Source organism: Kitasatospora sp. NPDC057904, assembly GCF_042887925.1.
Taxonomy (GTDB): domain Bacteria; phylum Actinomycetota; class Actinomycetes; order Streptomycetales; family Streptomycetaceae; genus Kitasatospora.
This window is the reverse complement of sequence record NZ_JBHVOL010000007.1, coordinates 354,582-370,912: the sequence shown is the minus strand read 5'-3', so window position 1 is coordinate 370,912 and position 16,331 is coordinate 354,582. Positions and strand designations below refer to the sequence as shown.

Here is a 16,331-nt window from a genome sequence, read left to right as displayed (position 1 = left end):
GCAGCACGGCCGGGCCAACTCAATGGATCACGCTCAATGGATCACGCCGCGGATCACCCCAAGGTCTCGCGGAGGAAGACGAGTTCGGCCTGGGTGACCTGCTCGCCCACGCCGCCCGGCGTCATGTGCGTGACGCCCGGCAGCGGCAGGACGCGGTGCGCGCGGCCGGCCCTGGTCAGCGCGCGGGAGAGCCGCAGGGTGTGCGAGGGGTGGACGTTGTCGTCGGCCAGCCCGTGGACCAGCAGCAGCGGGCGGGTCAGCGCGGGGGCGTCGCCGATCAGGCAGTCGTCGGCGTAGCCCTCCGGGTTGTCCTGCGGCAGGCCGAGGTAGCGCTCGGTGTACGCGGTGTCGTACTCCCGGAAGTCGGTGGGCGGGGCGCCCGCGGCGGCGGCGTGGAAGACGTCGGGGCGGCGCAGGACGGCGAGTGCGGCGAAGTACCCGCCGTACGACCAGCCGCGCACGCCGACCCGGCCGAGGTCGAGGTCGGGGTGGCGCTCGGCGAGGGCGTGCAGCGCGGCCACCTGGTCGTCGAGCGCCACCTGGGAGAAGCGGCGGAAGATCGCCCGGGTGAAGGCGGGGGAGACGAACGGGGTGCCCCGGTTGTCGGTGGTGACGACGGCGAAGCCCTGGTCGGCCCACCACTGGCGGAGCTGCCAGCGGCGCGGCTCGCTCGCGACGGCCTGGAAGCCGGGGCCGCCGTAGACGTCGAGGAGGACGGGCAGCCGGCGGCCGGGGACGTGGTCGCGCGGGTACACGACGGCGGTGGGCAGGGCGAGTTCGGTGACGCGCGCGAAGTGCGGGCGGACGCGGAACGGGAGGGCCGCGCTCAGGTCGGCGAGCAGGAGCTCGCGGCCGTCGGGCCGGCGCAGGGTGCGGCGGACGCCGTCGGGGGTGGCGGAGGTGAGCAGCAGGGTGCCGGCGGCGGCGAGGGCGGAGTGGACGCCGGGGCCGTCGCTGAGCCGCTCGGGCGGGCCGCCGTCGGGGTCGACGAGGTGGACGTGCTGGTCGGCCGGGTCGCCGTCGGTGGTCTCGCAGAGCAGCCGGCCGTGCAGCGTGCCGGTCACCCGGCGGACCTGGAGGCCGGTGGTGTCGAGCGGCTTGCCGTCGAGGGCGAGGCCGCGGGCGTCCGGGGTGTCGTGGGCGGTGAGGAGACGGCCGCCGGGGAGCCGGGCCGGGGTGCCGGGCAGGTCGTCGACCCAGAACTCGTCGGTGGTGCGCGAGAGTTCGCGGGTCTCGCCGGTGGCCGGGTCGGCGGTGAGCAGCAGGACGTTCTGCTGGAGCCGGTCGGCGACGGTCAGCAGGAGCTCGTCGTCCGAGGCCCAGGAGGCGTCGCAGACGTACGGGAACGCGGCGGCGTCCCAGCGGAGCCGGACGCGGCTGCGGTCGGCCTCCCGGGTGCCGAGGACCCACAGCTGGACGTCGGCGTTCGGGCCGCCTGCCTGTGGGTAGGCGAAGTCCTCGGCGGGCAGGCCCGGTTGGGCGGGGTCGGCGAAGTACCGCCGGGGCAGGGCGGATTCGTCCACCCGGGCGGCGAGCAGGGCGCCGCCGTCCGGGCGCCACCAGTGGCCGCGGTGGCGGCCGAGCTCCTCGGCGGCGGCGAACTCGGCGACGCCCCAGCGGGCGCCGTCGGCGGGGGAGAGGGGAGTGAGGTCCGGGTGGACGTACAGGGCGTCGTCGGCGACGTACGCGACGCGTTCGCCGGTGGCGTCCGGGCGGGGGTCGAACGCGGGCCCTGCGGTGGGGAGTTCGGTGCCCACGCCGGTGGCGGTGTCGACACGGAAGAGCCGGCCGTCGAGGGTGAACACGGCGACGGCGAGGTCGGCGGTGGCCGCGTACGTGCCGATGCCGGGGGCGGCCAGCCTGGTCCGTTCGCGCAGCCGGCGCTCGACGGCGGGCAGGTCGTCGCGGTGGCCGGTGCGGCCGGGGGCGAGGGCGGCGGGATCGGCGACGAGGCGCTCGGTGCCGAGCGGGGTGTCGGTCGCGGTGCCGGTCGCGGCGCCGGTCGCGGTGCCGGACCCGGTGTCGAGTGCGGTGTCGAGCAGGTGGAGGCGCTCGACCGGGTCGTCCGGACCGGTCGAGCGGAGCAGCAGCAGCCGGGTGCCGTCCTCGCTGAGCGTGGTCGCACGCGGGGCACCGAAGGTGAACCGGCCGGTTCGGGCGCTGAGGGTGAGGAAGGGGTCCGTGATGGTCATCGCCCGATGGTGGCCGGACGGCGCCTTGCCGGACCAGGGGTACGTCATGTGAAATGTCACACAACACCAGCAGGAGGAGAGTGCCGTGACCGAGGACCTGCCGACCGTCGAACCCCCCGAGCCCCTGAACGGGACCGACGGGCTGTTCGGCCTCTCGACCGACGCCGCGCACCTGAACCACGGCTCGTACGGTGCGGTGCCCCTGCCCGTCCAGCGCGTGCAGGACCGGCTGCGCGCCGAGCACGAGCTCGACCCGGACGACTTCTTCGCCGACCTGCCCGCCCGGATCGGCGCCGCCCGCCGCCGGATCGCCGCCGAGCTGGGCACCGACCCCGACCGCCTCGCGCTGGTCACCAACGTCACCGAGGCGGTCGCGATCGCGCTGGACACCGTCCCGCTCGCGCCCGGCGACCGCGTCCTCGTCACCGACCACGGCTACGGCGCCGTCACCAGGGCGGCCGCCCGGCGGGCCGCCGAGGCCGGCGCCGAGCTCGTCACCGCCGAGCTGCCCCTCGACGCCCCGGACGAGCACGCCGTCCGGGAGGCGGTGCTGGCGGCCGTCGACGGGCGCACCCGCCTCGCCGTCCTCGACCTGGTCACCTCGCCCACCGCCCGCGTCGTCGCCGGCCCCGAGCTGCTCGCCGAGCTGCGCCGGCGCGGCGTGACCACCGTCGTGGACGGCGCCCACGCGCCCGGCATGCTGCCCGCGCCGGTCGACGGAGCCGCCGACTTCTGGTGCGGCAACCTGCACAAGTGGGCCTTCGCCCCGCGCGCCACCGCCGTCCTGTCCGTCCGCCCGGAGTGGACGGACCGGGTGCGCCCGCTCGCCCTCTCCTGGGAGCACGACCGGGGCTTCCCGGCCAACGTCGAGTGGCGCGGCACCTGCGACTACACGCCCTGGCTGGCCGCCCCGGCCGGGTTCGACGTGCTGCGGGAACTCGGCACCGGGCGCGTCGCCGCGCACAACGCCGGGCTCGCCGCGTACGGCCGGCGGGTGCTCGCCGAGCGGGCCGGGCTGACGCCGCTGCCCGCGCCGCCCTGGGCGTGGATGCGCACCGTCCGGCTGCCCGCCGGGTGGGCCGAGACCGAACCCGACGCGCGGGCGGTGATGGCGGCGGTGCGGGAGCGCCTCGCGACCCGGGTCGCCGTCCGCCCGTGGGCCGGCGGCGGCGTGCTGCGGGTGAGCGCGCAGGTGTACAACCGGCCGCACGAGTACGAGCGGCTGGCGGACGGGCTGGCCGAGCTGCTCAAGGGCTGACGCTGCTCAAGGGCTGACGCTGCTCAAGGGCTGACGCTGCTCAAGGGCTGACGCTGCTCAAGAGCCGCCTCACGACGCCCGGAGCGGTCATTCGGCGCTCGCGCGCAGCTCGGCGAGGAGCAGGTTCTGGTCGGCGAGCAGCCCGGTGAGGATCCGCCGGGCCGAGCGGAGCAGGTCGGCGACGTCGCCCCCGGCGAGCGCGTACACCACCGTGCTGCCCTCCCGGGTCGCGGTGACGATGCCGGACCGGCGCAGCACGGCGAGCTGCTGCGACAGGCTGGAGGGTTCGACCTCCAGCGCCGCGAGCAGGTCGCGCACGGGCGTCGGTCCGGCCTGGAGGAGTTCGAGGACCCGGATCCGCACGGGGTGGCCGAGCATCCGGAAGAACTCGGCCTTGGCCTGGTAGAGGGCTACCGGCACGAGATCCCCCCTTCCCTGGTGTCGGTGCGCTCAGATCTCCAGGGCGAGTTCGATCCGCTTGAGCTGGTGGCGGGCCATCGCGAGGTTGGAGCGGTTGCGGTTGAGCGCGAGGAAGAGGAACAGCCCGCGGCCGGTGGGCGTCGTGATCGGCCGGACCATGTGGTACTGGTTCGTGAGGCTGATCAGGATGTCCTCGATCTCGTTGTCGTGCAGGTTGAGCATCTCCATCGCCCGCATCTTGGCGCGGACGACGTCGGTGTTCCCGGCGGCGGCGACGTTGAGGTCCAGCTCGCCGCCGTCGCCGAGGCTGCCGAGCGCCATGCCGCTGCCGTAGTCGACGAGGGCCACGCCGATCGCCCCGTCGATCGACATCGCGTCCTTGAGGGACGTCTCCAGGTTCGCCATCTCGGTGTCCTCCCGTGTGTCCGGCCGTCTCCCCGGCCGCGGATCCGGCCGTGCGTCCGGTGCGTGTGTTCGGTGCGGTCGAAGGTAGGGAGGACGGGCCGCTCTCCACCGGGATTGACCGGAGTCGTTCGAAGCTGGCCCGGATCAGATCACTTGAAGACATTTGCAACTATGGATCTGAGGGAGAACTGATCCGGTCCCGGAAAAAACGGTGCTATCGATGTCAGTCCACCCGGGTAACCTCTCGCTGAGATGCGAGATCACACCAACCCCACCCGGACGGCGATGAACACCCCTGAGCCCGAGCCCCACGACGACCGGGAGCTCAGCCCCGCCGAGGCGTACGCGGCCAGCCGTCGCCGGGCCGTGGAGCAGGCGACGGCCCTCCACGGCTTCCAGCAGCTGTACGACTTCCCGCTGGACGACTTCCAGGTCGAGGCCTGCCGGGCCCTGGAGGCGGGCGAGGGCGTCCTCGTCGCCGCCCCCACGGGCTCCGGGAAGACGATCGTCGGCGAGTTCGCCGTGCACCTGGCCCTGGCCGGCGGCCGCAAGTGCTTCTACACGACGCCGATCAAGGCGCTCTCCAACCAGAAGTACGGCGACCTGGTCAAGCGCTACGGCGCTGCCAAGGTCGGCCTGCTCACCGGCGACAACAGCGTCAACGGCGACGCCCCCGTGGTGGTCATGACCACCGAGGTGCTGCGCAACATGCTCTACGCGGGCTCCAGCACCCTCGACGGCCTCGGCTACGTCGTCATGGACGAGGTCCACTACCTCGCCGACCGCTTCCGCGGCGCCGTCTGGGAGGAGGTCATCATCCACCTCCCCGAGTCGGTCACCCTCGTCTCGCTCTCCGCGACCGTCTCCAACGCCGAGGAGTTCGGCGACTGGCTGGACACCGTCCGCGGCGGCACCCGGGTGATCGTCTCCGAGCACCGGCCGGTCCCGCTGTGGCAGCACGTGATGGCCGGCAACCGGATGTACGACCTGTTCGCCAGCCCCGACCGCGACGGGCGCCCCAAGCACAGCCTCAAGAACCCCGGCAAGGCGGTCAACCCCGAGCTCGTCCGGCTCGCCCGCTCGGAGCTCGACCGCAACCCGCGCGACCGCTTCGGCCGCGGCCGGGGCCGCTCCATGCCCAACGGCCGCCCCGGCCGGGTCTGGACGCCGGGCCGCGTCGACGTCATCGACCGGCTCGACGCCGAGGGCCTGCTGCCCGCGATCACCTTCATCTTCAGCCGGGCCGGCTGCGAGGCCGCCGTCCAGCAGTGCCTCAGCTCCGGGCTGCGGCTCAACAAGGACTCCGACAGAGCCCTGGTGCGATCCATCGTCGAGGAGCGCTGCGCCGACATCCCCGACGAGGACCTGCACGTCCTCGGCTACTTCGAGTGGCTGGACGGGCTGGAGCGCGGCATCGCCGCCCACCACGCCGGGATGCTGCCCCGGTTCAAGGAGGTCGTCGAGGAGCTGTTCGTGAAGGGCCTGGTCAAGGCCGTCTTCGCGACCGAGACCCTCGCGCTCGGCATCAACATGCCCGCCCGCTCGGTGGTCATGGAGAAGCTCGTCAAGTGGAACGGCGAGACCCACGCCGACATCACCCCCGGCGAGTACACCCAGCTCACCGGCCGCGCCGGGCGCCGCGGCATCGACGTCGAGGGCCACGCCGTCGTGCTCTGGCAGCGCGGCCTCGACCCGGAGGCGCTCGCCGGCCTGGCCGGCACCCGCACCTACCCGCTCAAGTCCTCGTTCCGGCCGTCCTACAACATGGCCGTCAACCTGGTCTCCCAGTTCGGCCGGCACCGCTCGCGCGAGCTGCTGGAGACGTCCTTCGCGCAGTTCCAGGCGGACCGCTCGGTCGTCGGCATCGCCCGCCAGGTGCAGCGCAACGAGGAGGGGCTGGACGGCTACCGCGCGTCGATGACCTGCCACCTCGGCGACTTCGACGAGTACATGGAGCTGCGTCGCAGCCTCAAGGACCGCGAGAACGAGCTCGCCCGCGAGGGCAGCAGCCAGCGCCGCGCCGCCGCCGCCGAGTCCATCGAGCAGCTCAAGCCGGGCGACGTCATCCACGTGCCCACCGGCAAGTTCGCCGGCCTCGCCCTGGTCCTCGACCCGGGCCTGCCGCCGGTCGACCGCTCCGGCCGCGGCGGGTCGCGCCACCCGGACTTCCAGGACGGGCCGCGCCCGGTCGTGCTCACCGCCGAGCGGCAGGTCAAGCGGCTCGCCATGATCGACTTCCCGCACCCGGTCGTCGCGATCGAGCGGGTGCGCATCCCCAAGTCCTTCAACCCGCGCAGCCCGCAGTCCCGCCGCGACCTCGCCTCCGCGCTGCGCACCAAGGCCGGCCACCTGGAGCCCGAGCGCTTCCGGCGCGGGCGCGCCGCCGCCGCGGACGACCCCGAGATCACCCGGCTGCGCACCGTCCTGCGCCAGCACCCCTGCCACGGCTGCGACGAGCGCGAGGACCACGCCCGCTGGGCCGAGCGCTACCACCGGCTGCACCGCGACACCGAGCTGCTGGAGCGCAAGATGCGCTCCCGCACGCACACCATCGCCCGCACCTTCGACCGCGTCTGCGCGCTGCTCACCGACCTCGGGTACCTGAGCGGCGACACCGTCACCGACGACGGCAAGCGGCTCGGCCGGCTCTACGGCGAGCTCGACCTGCTCGCCTCCGAGTGCATCCGCGAGGGCGTCTGGAGCGGCCTGGCCGCCGCCGAACTCGCCGCCTGCGCCTCGGCGCTGGTGTACGAGTCGCGCCAGGCCGACGACGCCGGCGCCCCCCGGGTGCCGGAGGGCGCGGCCAAGGAGGCGCTCGGCAAGATGGTCCGCATCTGGGGCCACCTCGACGCCCTGGAGGAGCAGCACCGGATCAACACCGCCGAGGGCGTCGGCCAGCGCGAACCCGACCTGGGCTTCGCCTGGGTCGCCTACCGCTGGGCGCTCGGCCACAACCTCGACCAGGTGCTGCGCGACGCCGACATGCCGGCCGGCGACTTCGTCCGCTGGACCAAGCAGCTGATCGACGTCCTCGGCCAGATCCAGGACGCCGCCGGCGAGGACGCCGACCTGCGCAAGACCGCCCGCAAGGCCGTCGACGGCCTCCGCCGCGGCATCATCGCCTACTCCTCGGTGGGCTGAGGTCCCGCAAGGCGCCGAACAGGAAAGCCGCACGGGCTCCGGCCCGTGCGGCTCTTCCATGTCCGGGACCCGGCGGTTCAGCGGGTGGTGGCGAGGGCTTCCAGGAGGCGGTCCAGGGAGGTGCCGAGGCCCCAGCGGGTGGAGAGTTCTTCGAGGGTCATGGGGTCGAGGGGCTCGTGGGGGCGGACCGGGTCGAAGAGGGGGAGGGGGGCGTCGTCGGCCACGCGGACGACCTTCGGGGCGACGTCGAGGTAGGCGGCGCCCTCGACGATGTTGCGGCGGCGGGCGGGGGTGAGCCTGGAGGCGACGTCGAGGGCGGCGGCGCGGATGGCGGGGAGGTCGCCGTACTCGTTGATGAGCTGGGCGGCGGTCTTCTCGCCGATGCCCTTGACGCCCGGCAGGCCGTCGGACGGGTCGCCGCGCAGGGCGGCCATGTCGGCGTACTGGGCGCCGCGCACGCCGTACTTCTCCAGGAGCAGGGCGTCGTTCGTCACCTGCAGGTTGCCCATGCCCTTGACGGGGTAGAGGACGGTGATCTCGCGGGCGTCGTCGACGAGTTGGAACAGGTCGCGGTCGCCGGTGACGATCTGCACCGGGCCGGTGGCCCGGGCGGTGAGGGTGCCGATGACGTCGTCCGCCTCGTAGCCGGGGGAGCCGACGCGGGCGATGCCGAGCGCGTCCAGCACCTGCTCGATCACCGGGACCTGCGGGGCGAGGGTGTCGGGCACCTCCTCCTCGCCGTCCTCGGCGGCCTCGGCGACGCGGTGGGTCTTGTACGAGGGCACGAGGTCCACCCGCCACTGCGGGCGCCAGTCGGCGTCCATGCAGGCGACCAGCTGGTCGGGGCGGTGGTCGTGGACCAGCCGGGCGATGAAGTCCAGCAGGCCGCGGACGGCGTTGACCGGCTCACCCTGCGGCGAGCGCAGGGTGTCCGGTACGCCGAAGTAGGCCCGGAAGTACAGGCTGGCGGAGTCGAGCAGCATCAGTCGCGGTGCGGTCACGCCTCAGATCATGCCGTACGGGGCCGACGGACCGCCGGTTCCGGCGGGCCGCCGGTCGTCAGTGCTCGTGCGGTCCGGCGCGGTGCACCGGGCCGTGCGCGTCGGCGCAGTGCTCGGCGGACCGGTCGCCCGGGGTGGCGATCTGCAGCAGCGCGCCCGCCTCGTCCTCGCCGACGTGGTCGACCTGGAGCGTGCTGTGGGTGATCCCGTACTCGCCGGCGAGCCGGCGCTGGAGCTCGCGCCGCACGGCGTGGCAGTCCCCGCCGGGGGTGACCAGGATGTGCGCGGACAGGGCGGGCTGGCCGGAGGTGATCTCCCAGATGTGCAGGTCGTGGATCTCCTCGACCAGCGGCTCGGTGACCAGCCGGTCGGCGACGGCGTCCGGGTCGATGCCGGCCGGGGCGGCCTCCAGGAAGATCCGTCCGGAGTCCCGGACCAGGCCGATGCCCGCCTTGAGCATCAGGACGACGACGATCAGCGAGGCGATCGCGTCGGCCCGGGCGAAGCCGGTGGTCAGGACGACGAGGCCGGCGACGGCGGTGGCGATGAACGCGTACAGGTCGGTGAGGACGTGCTGGAAGGCGCCCTCGACGTTGAGCGAGCTGCGGTTGGCCTTCGACATGCACCAGGCGGCCGCGAGGTTGACGACGATGCCGATCAGCGCGGTGACCAGCACCAGTGAGCCGGTGACGGCCGGGGGTTCGATCAGCCGGGTGACCGCCTCGTAGCCCAGCCACGCGGACAGGACCAGCAGGGTGACGCCGTTGGCCTGCGCGGAGAGGATCTCGGCGCGCTTGAGCCCGTAGGTGTAGCCGCCGCGGGCCGGGCGGGCGGCGAGCCGCATCGCGATCAGCGCGAGGACGATCGAGGCGGCGTCGGTGAGCATGTGCGCGGCGTCGGAGATCAGGGCCAGCGACTGCGCGGCGAAGCCGACCACGACCTCGCCGGCCATGAAGACGACGATCAGGGCGAGGGCGCTGACCAGCCAGCGGCGGTCGGCGTCGGCGGAGACGCCGTGCGAATGGCCACCGTGCCCGTGGCCGTGCGCGTGCCCGCCGTGGCCGTGGCCGCCGTGGTCGTGGTCATGCGCATGATCATCGTGGGGGTGCTCGTGCCCGGCCATCGAAGTCCTCTCTGGACGCACGGGTGGGAAGGGGGCGCGGCGCGATCGCCCCGCACCGGAAGTGAACCGCAGAATCGACAAAGATCCAAAGGCTGTACTGGTGACCGTTGTCGTTCCCGTTGGACCCTCCCCCGAACGGCCTTCGCATTGCCCGTGGCATAGGCCTTGGTCAATCCGAGTGGGCATGTCACTCGGCCGAGTGAACGCGGCTTGCACCCCGCCGCGCGGGTCCGCGACGATCATGCCCCGTGAAGATCGCTACCGCGGGGCCCGTCCGCTGGCTCGTCGAACTCGAAGCAACCGCAGAGGAATTGATGAATCGCCATCTCTCCTCGGCGCGCGAGTGGTTCCCGCACCAGTACGTCCCGTGGAGCCTCGGCCGGGACTTCGACGGCCCGCTCGGCGGGGAGCCCTGGCGCCCCGAGCAGTCCGCGATCGGCCCCGCCGTGCGCTCGGCCCTCGTCGTCAACCTCCTCACCGAGGACAACCTGCCCGGCTACCACTGGATCATCGGCGACCGGACCACCAGGGACGGCGCCTGGGGCGCGTGGCTGCACCAGTGGACGGCCGAGGAGGACCGCCACGCCGCCGCCCTCCGCGCCTACCTGCACGCCACCCGCGCCGTCGACCCGGTCGCCCTGGAGCGCGCCCGGATGGCGCACCTGCGCACCGGCACCCTCCCGGAGCCCGAGGGCGCGCTCGGCCTGATCGCGTACGCCGCCGTCCAGGAGCTCGCCACCCGGGTGAGCCACCGCAACACCGGCCGGCTCAGCGGCGACCCGGTGTGCGACCGGCTGCTCGCCCGCATCGCCCAGGACGAGAACCTGCACATGGTCTTCTACCGCGAGCTCCTGCGCGCCGCCGCCGAACTCGACGCCGACCGGGTGCTCGTCACGCTCGACGAGACGATCCGCGGCTTCGCGATGCCCGGCCAGGGCATGCCGGGCTTCGGCCGGATGGCCGCCGAGATCGCCGTCGCCGGCGTGTACGACCCGCGGGTGCACCACGACGAGGTCCTCGTCCCGCTGCTGCGCGCGCTCAAGGTCCTCGACCGGGGCGGGCTCGGCCCCGCCGGCGAGCAGGCCCGCGAGCGCATCGCCGAGCACCTCGAAGGCCTCGACGCCCGGGCCGCCCGCTTCGTCGAGCGCCGCGCCCAGGCCCTGGCCGTCCGCGCCCGCCGGGCCGAGGGCGCCTGAACCCCACCGCTCCACGAGCCCCACCGCTCCACGAGCCCGACCGCCCAGCCCGGCCGACCAGACAGGACCCGCATGACCACCGCCATCACGACCGCAGGCACCAGCGCCGAGGACATCGCCTTCCACTACGACCTCGGCAACGACTTCTACGCCCTCTGGCTCGACGAGACCCTCGCCTACACCGCCGCCAAGTGGGACGGCATCCCGCGCGACGAGCCCGACGCCACCGCGCTGCCCCGCGCCCAGCGGGCCAAGCTCGACCACCACCTCGACCTGGTCGGCGCCGGGCCGGGTGACGGCCTGCGGATCCTCGACGTCGGCTGCGGCTGGGGCGCGATGCTGGCGCACGCGAGCCGCGGCGACCGGGTCGGCGAGGCCGTCGGCCTCACCATCTCGCCGGCCCAGCACGCGTTCCTCGCCGCCCGTGCCCTGCCCGGCGTCGAAGCCCGGCTGGAGAGCTGGGAGGACCACGCACCGGAGCGCCCGTACGACGCGATCGTCTCGATGGGCGCCTTCGAGCACTTCGCCACCGCCGGCATGACGCGCGCCGAGCGGCTCGGCGTGTACGCCCGCTACTTCGAGTCCGGCCACCGCTGGCTGCGCCCCGGCGGCCGGATGTCGCTGCAGTCGATCGGCTACGACGGCGTGGCGGACGGCACCGGACCGCTGGGCGAGTTCGTCGGCAGCGACATCTTCCCGAACTGCACGCTGCCCCGGCTGAGCGAGATCGCCGCCGCCTGCGACCCGTACTTCTCGGTCGTGGTCCTCGCCGCCTCCGCCGAGGACTACGCGCGCACGCTGGCCGCCTGGTCGGCCCGGCTGCTGAAGGCGCGCGAGGCGGCCGAGCGGCTGGTCGGGGCGGACGGGTACCGCCGCTACCGGCGCTATCTGCGCGGCAGCGAAGTGACGTTCCTGCGCGGCGCCGCCACGCTCTACCGGATCGGCCTCCGGCGGCGTGACGAGCCGCTGCGGCTCCCGGTCTGAGGCCGGGGTGGCTTCCGGACGGAGGGCCTGGGCGGCGGTCGCGGTGGTCTGCGCCGCGCTGTTCCTGCTCGGCCTCGACTTCACCGTGCTCAACGTCGCCATCCCCGGCCTGCGCGCCGACCTCGGCCCGACGCTCGCCGAGACGCAGTGGATCGTCGACGGCTACGCGCTCGCGCTCGGCGGCTGCGTCCTGGCCGCCGGGGCGCTCGGCGACCGGTACGGCAGGCGGCGGGCCTTCCTCGCCGGGCTCGCGCTCTGCGGGCTGGCCTCGGTGGCCGGCGCCACCGGTCACGGTGCGGCCCAACTCGTCGCCGCCCGGTGCGGGATGGGGCTCGGTGCGGCGCTGTTCATGCCCGCCACCCTCTCCACCGTCGTGCACGTCCTGCCCGAACCGGCCGCCCGGCGGCGGGCGATCGGCATCTGGGCGGCGGTGGCCGGGGTCGGCGCGGTGTTCGGCCCGGTCGCGGGCGGTCTGCTGGTCCAGCGGTACGGCTGGCAGGCGGCCTTCTGGCTGAACGTCCCGGTGATCGCCGTGATCGGCGCGACGGCGCTCGCCGTCCTGCCCGAGTCCCGCGCACCCGAGGCGCGGCCGCTCGACCGGCCCGGCGCGCTGCTGTCCTGCGCCGGGCTGCTCGCGCTGGTGTGGGGCGTGATCGAGGCCCCGGGCCGGGGCTGGACCAGCGCCGGGGTGCTGACGGCGTTCGCCGTCGCGGTGCTGCTGATCGCCGCCTTCGTCCGGCGCCAACTCCGGTGCGCCGAAGCGATGGTGCCGGTCCGGCTGCTGCGCGGCGGGCCGGTCTGGCCGGCCACGCTGTCGCTCGCGCTGATGTCCTTCGCCATGTTCGGCGCGATGTTCCTGCTGACGCTCCACCTCCAGCAGGTCCGCGGTCTGTCCGCGTGGCAGGCCGGGGTGCGGATGGTCCCGCTCTCCCTCGGACTCGCCACCGGTGCGCTCCTCGGGCCCGTGCTGGCACGGCGGTCGGGTGCCCGGGTGCCGTGCGCCGGCGGCCTGGCGCTGATCGCGGCCGGGTTCGTCCAGCTGGGCGGGCTGACCGTCGGCTCCGGGGACGCCCCGGTGCTGCTGTTCGAGGGCCTCGCCGGCGTCGGCGCAGGGCTGCTCGCGCCGGTCGCGACCGAGCTGGTGATGAGCGCCGTCCCGGAGGGCGCGGCCGGGGTCGGCTCGGCCCTCAACGACGCCACCCGGCAGGTCGGTTCGACCCTCGGGGTGGCCGTGCTGGGCTCCGTCCTGGCCACCGCGCTCGAACGGGCCCGCCCGGCGGATCCGGCCGCCTTCGCCCTGGCGTTCACCGACGGCCTCGGCGCCGCGGCCGTGGTCGGCGGTGCCGTCGCCCTGCTCGCCGCCGTCCTCGCCTGGCGCCGCCTGCCGGGGCTCGACCGGCCCGCCGTCCGCGACCTCGATTCTTCGACAACCATGTCCTGAAGGGAAGTCCACCCATGTCCTCGACCTACGAGACCCTCCGCTCCTGCCTCGTCGACGAGTTCGACGTCGTGCCCGCCCGCGTCACCCCCGACGCCACCCTGGCCTCGCTCGACCTCGACAGCCTCGCCCTGGTCGAGCTCTCGCTGCTCGTCGAGGAGCGGATCGGCGTCACCGTCGCCGACATCACCCCCGACCGCACCCTCGGCGAGCTCGCCGCCCACGCGGACGCCACCCTCGCCGCGGAGGGCGTCAGTTGAGCACCCGTGCGGTGGCCGTCACCGGGCTCGGGCTGGTCACCCCGGCCGGCAGCGGCGCGGCGGCGGTCTGGGAGCGCTTCCTGGACGCCGGTCCTACCGCCCGGCCGGATCCCGAACTCGCGGGCCTCGCCGTCGACTTCTCCTGCCGACTGGACGGCTTCGACCCGCCGGCCCTGCTGGGCGGCCGGCTCGCCCGGCGGCTCGACCGCTTCTGCCAGATGGCCGTGGTCGCCGCCCGGCAGGCGGTGGCCGACGCCGGGCTCGACCCGGCGGAGTGGGACGGCACGCGGGTGGGCGCCGTCCTCGGCGTCAGCGCGAACAGCTCGCACACGTACGCCGTCGAGTACGCCCGCCTCGCCGAGGGCCGCGCCGACCGGATCTCGCCGCTGATGCTGCCGCGCAGCATCCCCAACATGGCCGCCGGGGAGGTCGCCCTCGACCTCGGCGTGCTCGGCCCGAGCCTGGTCACCAGCACCGCGTGCGCCTCGGGCACCACCGCGCTCGCGCTCGCCTGCGACCTCATCCGCTCCGGCACCTGCGACCTCGTCCTCGCCGGCGGCACCGACAGCGCCCGCACCGCGATGACGGCCGCCGCCTTCGACCGGCTCGGCGCGCTGTCGCGCCGCCGCCACGACCCGGCCGGCGCCTCCCGCCCGTTCGACGCCGACCGGGACGGCTTCGTGCTCGCCGAGGGCGCGGGCGTCCTCGTCCTCGAACGCCTCGGCCACGCCCGGGCCCGCGGGGTGCGCCCGCGCGCCCTCCTCGCCGGGCACGGCGCCTCCAGCGACGCCCACCACTTCACGGCCCCGCACCCCGGCGGCGACGGCCTCGCCCGCGCCGTGCGGGCCGCCCTCGCCGACGCCGGGCTGGCGCCGTACGAGATCGGGCACGTCAACGCGCACGGCACCGGTACCCCGCTCAACGACCCGGCCGAGGCGGCCGCGCTGCGGCAGGTGTTCCACCGGCCGCCGCCGGTGACCGCCAACAAGAGCGTCATCGGCCACACGATGGGCGCGGCCGGGGCGATCGAGGCGGCGGTCGCCGTCCTGTCGCTCCAGCACCGGCTCGTCCCGCCCACCGCCAACCTCGACCGGCTCGACGACGCCGTCGACCTCGACGTCGTCACCAAGGCGCCGCGCCCGCTGGCCGTCCCCACCGCCCTGTCCGTCTCCAGCGGCTTCGGCGGCCAGAACGCCGCCGTCGTGCTCACCGCCGCCTGAACCCGGAGCCCCGATGTTCCTCCCCCTCGCCCGGCTCTACGCCCGCCTGGTGTTCCGCCGCCCGCCCGCCGACTGGTCGGTCCCCGCGCCGGACGGGCGGTACGAGCCCACCGGGTCCACCGAACCCGCCGCCCCCGGCGACGACCGGCCGCTGACGCTGCTCGTGCTCGGCGACTCGCTCGCCCAGAGCGTCGGCGCCCGGCGTCCGGGGCAGACCCTCGGCGCCCGGCTCGCCCAAGGCCTCGCCGAGGGCACCGGCCGCCCGGTCCTCCTGCGCGTCCACGCCCGGGCCGGCGCCACCACGGCCGCCGTCGGCCGGCAGGTGCTGCGGGCGGCGCGGCTGCGGCCGGGGATCGCGGTGCTGATCGTCGGCGGGAACGACGTCCTGCTGCCCGCGCCGCTCGGCCGGGCCGCCCGCCGCTTCGCCCACCTGGCGCAGGCGCTGCGGGAGGCCGGCTGGGAACTGGTCGTCGTGCCGTGCCCCGACCCCGGTTACGCTCCGGGCTTCCGCCGCCCGGCCCGTTGGATCGGCCACGTCCGCTCCGGCCGCCTCGCCCGCCGTCACACCCGCACCGCCGTCCGCACCGGCGCCCACCTGGCCCCCACGTCGGGCCCCGAGTTCCGGGACCGGGCCGACACCCTCCTGAGCCCCGACGGCGTCCACCCGTCCCCGGCGGGCTACGCCGCCCACGCCACCCGGATGCTCCCCACCCTCCTGGAGGCGGCGGCGCAGATCCGGCTCCCCGTCCCCGCGGCCGGCTGACCGACGGGTCCCCGCGTCTCGCGTCCGGGGCGCGGGGAGGGCGACAAAGTGCTGGCGCAGCAGGCGAGTTGCCGCTACGCCAGCACGACGGCGTCCAACTGCGCCGCCGTCGCCGCCCGCACGAGCGCCCGCATCACCCGAAGGTCGTCCCCCTGCTCCGGGTGCCACTGCACGCCCAGCGTGAACCCCGGCCCCTCCACCGCCTCCACCGTGCCGTCCGGCGCGTGCGCCGAGACCCTTAGGCCGGCCCCGACCCGGTCCACCGCCTGGTGGTGGAAGGTCGGCACCTCCAGTTCGCTCTCCGGCAGCAGCCCGCCCAGCAGCGTCCCGGGCACCGGCCGCACCGGGTGCGTCCCGTACCTGCCCGGCGAGCCGTTGTGCACGTCCACGTCGACGACGTCCGGCAGGTGCTGGACGAGCGTCCCCCCGCACACGACGTTGAGCACCTGCATCCCCCGGCAGATCCCCAGCAGCGGCATGCCCGCCGCGAGCGCGCCGCGCAGCAGCGCGACCTCCCACACGTCCCGTTCCGGCGAGTCGACCTCGGTGCGCGGGTGGGCCGCCGCGCCGTAGTACGCCGGATCGAGGTCCGGCCCGCCGGCGATGACGAGGGCGTCGAGCCGCGCGAGGACGTCGGGCGCGCGTTCCGGGGCGTCCGGCGGGAGGAGGACGGCGATGCCGCCGGAGTCCTGGACGTAGGCGGTGTACCGCTCGGGCACGAGTGCCACCCGGCGGCCCCGCCAGTCGCTCCAACTCGCGTCCACCACGTAGGTGCTGACGCCGATGAAAGGCCTGCGATCCATGGCGCGCATTCTGCACCCGTCACGTCCCTTCCCACGTCAACCACGCATCCCGGCGCGCCACACCCGCCCGCCCTCTTCCGCCCCGCGAGCCGCAGGCCGTACGGTTCGCTGTGACCGCCTGATCTCG

At 74.9% G+C, this 16,331-nt stretch carries 14 protein-coding genes; 8 read left to right on the top strand and 6 right to left on the bottom strand.

Annotated elements, in window-relative coordinates:
* Positions 1 to 53: 53 nt before the first annotated feature.
* On the bottom strand, positions 54 to 2,192 hold the full coding sequence (locus ACFVSN_RS20655) for a prolyl oligopeptidase family serine peptidase (RefSeq protein WP_387956351.1): 2,139 nt from the start codon (positions 2,190 to 2,192) through the stop codon (positions 54 to 56).
* Between the two features lie 85 nt (positions 2,193 to 2,277).
* Here ACFVSN_RS20655 and ACFVSN_RS20650 point away from each other — a divergent pair, with 85 nt between their 5' ends.
* Entirely contained in the window at positions 2,278 to 3,450 is a 1,173-nt protein-coding gene (locus tag ACFVSN_RS20650; RefSeq protein ID WP_387956350.1) for an aminotransferase class V-fold PLP-dependent enzyme, read from the top strand.
* Positions 3,451 to 3,537: 87 nt separating this feature from the next.
* On the opposite strand, the gene ACFVSN_RS20645 is transcribed toward ACFVSN_RS20650, so the two are convergent.
* Together ACFVSN_RS20645 and ACFVSN_RS20640 are read right to left on the bottom strand one after the other, a co-directional pair.
* Positions 3,538 to 3,870, bottom strand: a complete 333-nt coding sequence (locus ACFVSN_RS20645; protein WP_380444338.1) for an ArsR/SmtB family transcription factor — start codon at positions 3,868 to 3,870, stop codon at positions 3,538 to 3,540.
* Between the two features lie 30 nt (positions 3,871 to 3,900).
* Positions 3,901 to 4,275: a hypothetical protein gene (locus ACFVSN_RS20640; protein ID WP_380444337.1), complete on the bottom strand. Its 375-nt coding sequence runs from the start codon at positions 4,273 to 4,275 to the stop codon at positions 3,901 to 3,903.
* A 285-nt stretch (positions 4,276 to 4,560) separates the two neighbouring features.
* Here ACFVSN_RS20640 and ACFVSN_RS20635 point away from each other — a divergent pair, with 285 nt between their 5' ends.
* On the top strand, positions 4,561 to 7,416 hold the full coding sequence (locus ACFVSN_RS20635) for a DEAD/DEAH box helicase (RefSeq protein ID WP_387956370.1): 2,856 nt from the start codon (positions 4,561 to 4,563) through the stop codon (positions 7,414 to 7,416).
* Positions 7,417 to 7,493: 77 nt separating this feature from the next.
* Here ACFVSN_RS20635 and ACFVSN_RS20630 read toward each other — a convergent pair whose 3' ends face one another.
* Positions 7,494 to 8,399, bottom strand: coding sequence for a 5'-3' exonuclease H3TH domain-containing protein (locus ACFVSN_RS20630; RefSeq protein ID WP_380444398.1), 906 nt, complete (start codon positions 8,397 to 8,399; stop codon positions 7,494 to 7,496).
* 76 nt (positions 8,400 to 8,475) lie between these two features.
* The gene (locus ACFVSN_RS20625; protein ID WP_387956349.1) at positions 8,476 to 9,540 is read right to left on the bottom strand and encodes a cation diffusion facilitator family transporter; all 1,065 of its coding nucleotides are present in this window, start codon (positions 9,538 to 9,540) and stop codon (positions 8,476 to 8,478) included.
* A 248-nt stretch (positions 9,541 to 9,788) separates the two neighbouring features.
* On the opposite strand from ACFVSN_RS20625, the gene ACFVSN_RS20620 reads away from it, so the two are divergent.
* The 6 genes from ACFVSN_RS20620 to ACFVSN_RS20595 all read left to right on the top strand — a co-directional run bounded on the left by ACFVSN_RS20620 (position 9,789) and on the right by ACFVSN_RS20595 (position 15,401).
* The gene (locus ACFVSN_RS20620; RefSeq protein WP_387956348.1) at positions 9,789 to 10,736 is read left to right on the top strand and encodes an acyl-ACP desaturase; all 948 of its coding nucleotides are present in this window, start codon (positions 9,789 to 9,791) and stop codon (positions 10,734 to 10,736) included.
* Between the two features lie 72 nt (positions 10,737 to 10,808).
* On the top strand, positions 10,809 to 11,720 hold the full coding sequence (locus ACFVSN_RS20615; RefSeq protein ID WP_380444331.1) for a class I SAM-dependent methyltransferase: 912 nt from the start codon (positions 10,809 to 10,811) through the stop codon (positions 11,718 to 11,720).
* A gap of 7 nt (positions 11,721 to 11,727) precedes the next feature.
* Entirely contained in the window at positions 11,728 to 13,161 is a 1,434-nt protein-coding gene (locus tag ACFVSN_RS20610) for an MFS transporter (protein ID WP_387956347.1), read from the top strand.
* A gap of 14 nt (positions 13,162 to 13,175) precedes the next feature.
* Complete coding sequence (locus tag ACFVSN_RS20605) at positions 13,176 to 13,418, top strand: acyl carrier protein (RefSeq protein WP_380444327.1); 243 nt, start codon at positions 13,176 to 13,178, stop codon at positions 13,416 to 13,418.
* Positions 13,415 to 14,638, top strand: coding sequence for a beta-ketoacyl-[acyl-carrier-protein] synthase family protein (locus tag ACFVSN_RS20600; protein ID WP_380444325.1), 1,224 nt, complete (start codon positions 13,415 to 13,417; stop codon positions 14,636 to 14,638). The genes ACFVSN_RS20605 and ACFVSN_RS20600 overlap by 4 nt, the downstream gene beginning before the upstream one ends.
* Before the next feature lie 13 nt (positions 14,639 to 14,651).
* On the top strand, positions 14,652 to 15,401 hold the full coding sequence (locus ACFVSN_RS20595; protein ID WP_380444323.1) for an SGNH/GDSL hydrolase family protein: 750 nt from the start codon (positions 14,652 to 14,654) through the stop codon (positions 15,399 to 15,401).
* A 74-nt stretch (positions 15,402 to 15,475) separates the two neighbouring features.
* Here the strand turns inward: ACFVSN_RS20595 and ACFVSN_RS20590 are convergent, their stop codons facing one another.
* The gene (locus ACFVSN_RS20590) at positions 15,476 to 16,204 is read right to left on the bottom strand and encodes a gamma-glutamyl-gamma-aminobutyrate hydrolase family protein (protein ID WP_387599886.1); all 729 of its coding nucleotides are present in this window, start codon (positions 16,202 to 16,204) and stop codon (positions 15,476 to 15,478) included.
* Positions 16,205 to 16,331: the final 127 nt, after the last annotated feature.

Coding starts and splice junctions, on each gene's coding strand:
- ACFVSN_RS20655 (WP_387956351.1), bottom strand. CDS start 2,192: ATGACCATCACGGACCCCTTCCTCACCCTCAGCGCCCGAACCGGCCGG.
- ACFVSN_RS20640 (WP_380444337.1), bottom strand. CDS start 4,275: ATGGCGAACCTGGAGACGTCCCTCAAGGACGCGATGTCGATCGACGGG.
- ACFVSN_RS20635 (WP_387956370.1), top strand. CDS start 4,561: ATGAACACCCCTGAGCCCGAGCCCCACGACGACCGGGAGCTCAGCCCC.
- ACFVSN_RS20630 (WP_380444398.1), bottom strand. CDS start 8,399: ATGCTGCTCGACTCCGCCAGCCTGTACTTCCGGGCCTACTTCGGCGTA.
- ACFVSN_RS20625 (WP_387956349.1), bottom strand. CDS start 9,540: ATGGCCGGGCACGAGCACCCCCACGATGATCATGCGCATGACCACGAC.
- ACFVSN_RS20615 (WP_380444331.1), top strand. CDS start 10,809: ATGACCACCGCCATCACGACCGCAGGCACCAGCGCCGAGGACATCGCC.
- ACFVSN_RS20605 (WP_380444327.1), top strand. CDS start 13,176: ATGTCCTCGACCTACGAGACCCTCCGCTCCTGCCTCGTCGACGAGTTC.
- ACFVSN_RS20595 (WP_380444323.1), top strand. CDS start 14,652: ATGTTCCTCCCCCTCGCCCGGCTCTACGCCCGCCTGGTGTTCCGCCGC.
- ACFVSN_RS20590 (WP_387599886.1), bottom strand. CDS start 16,204: ATGGATCGCAGGCCTTTCATCGGCGTCAGCACCTACGTGGTGGACGCG.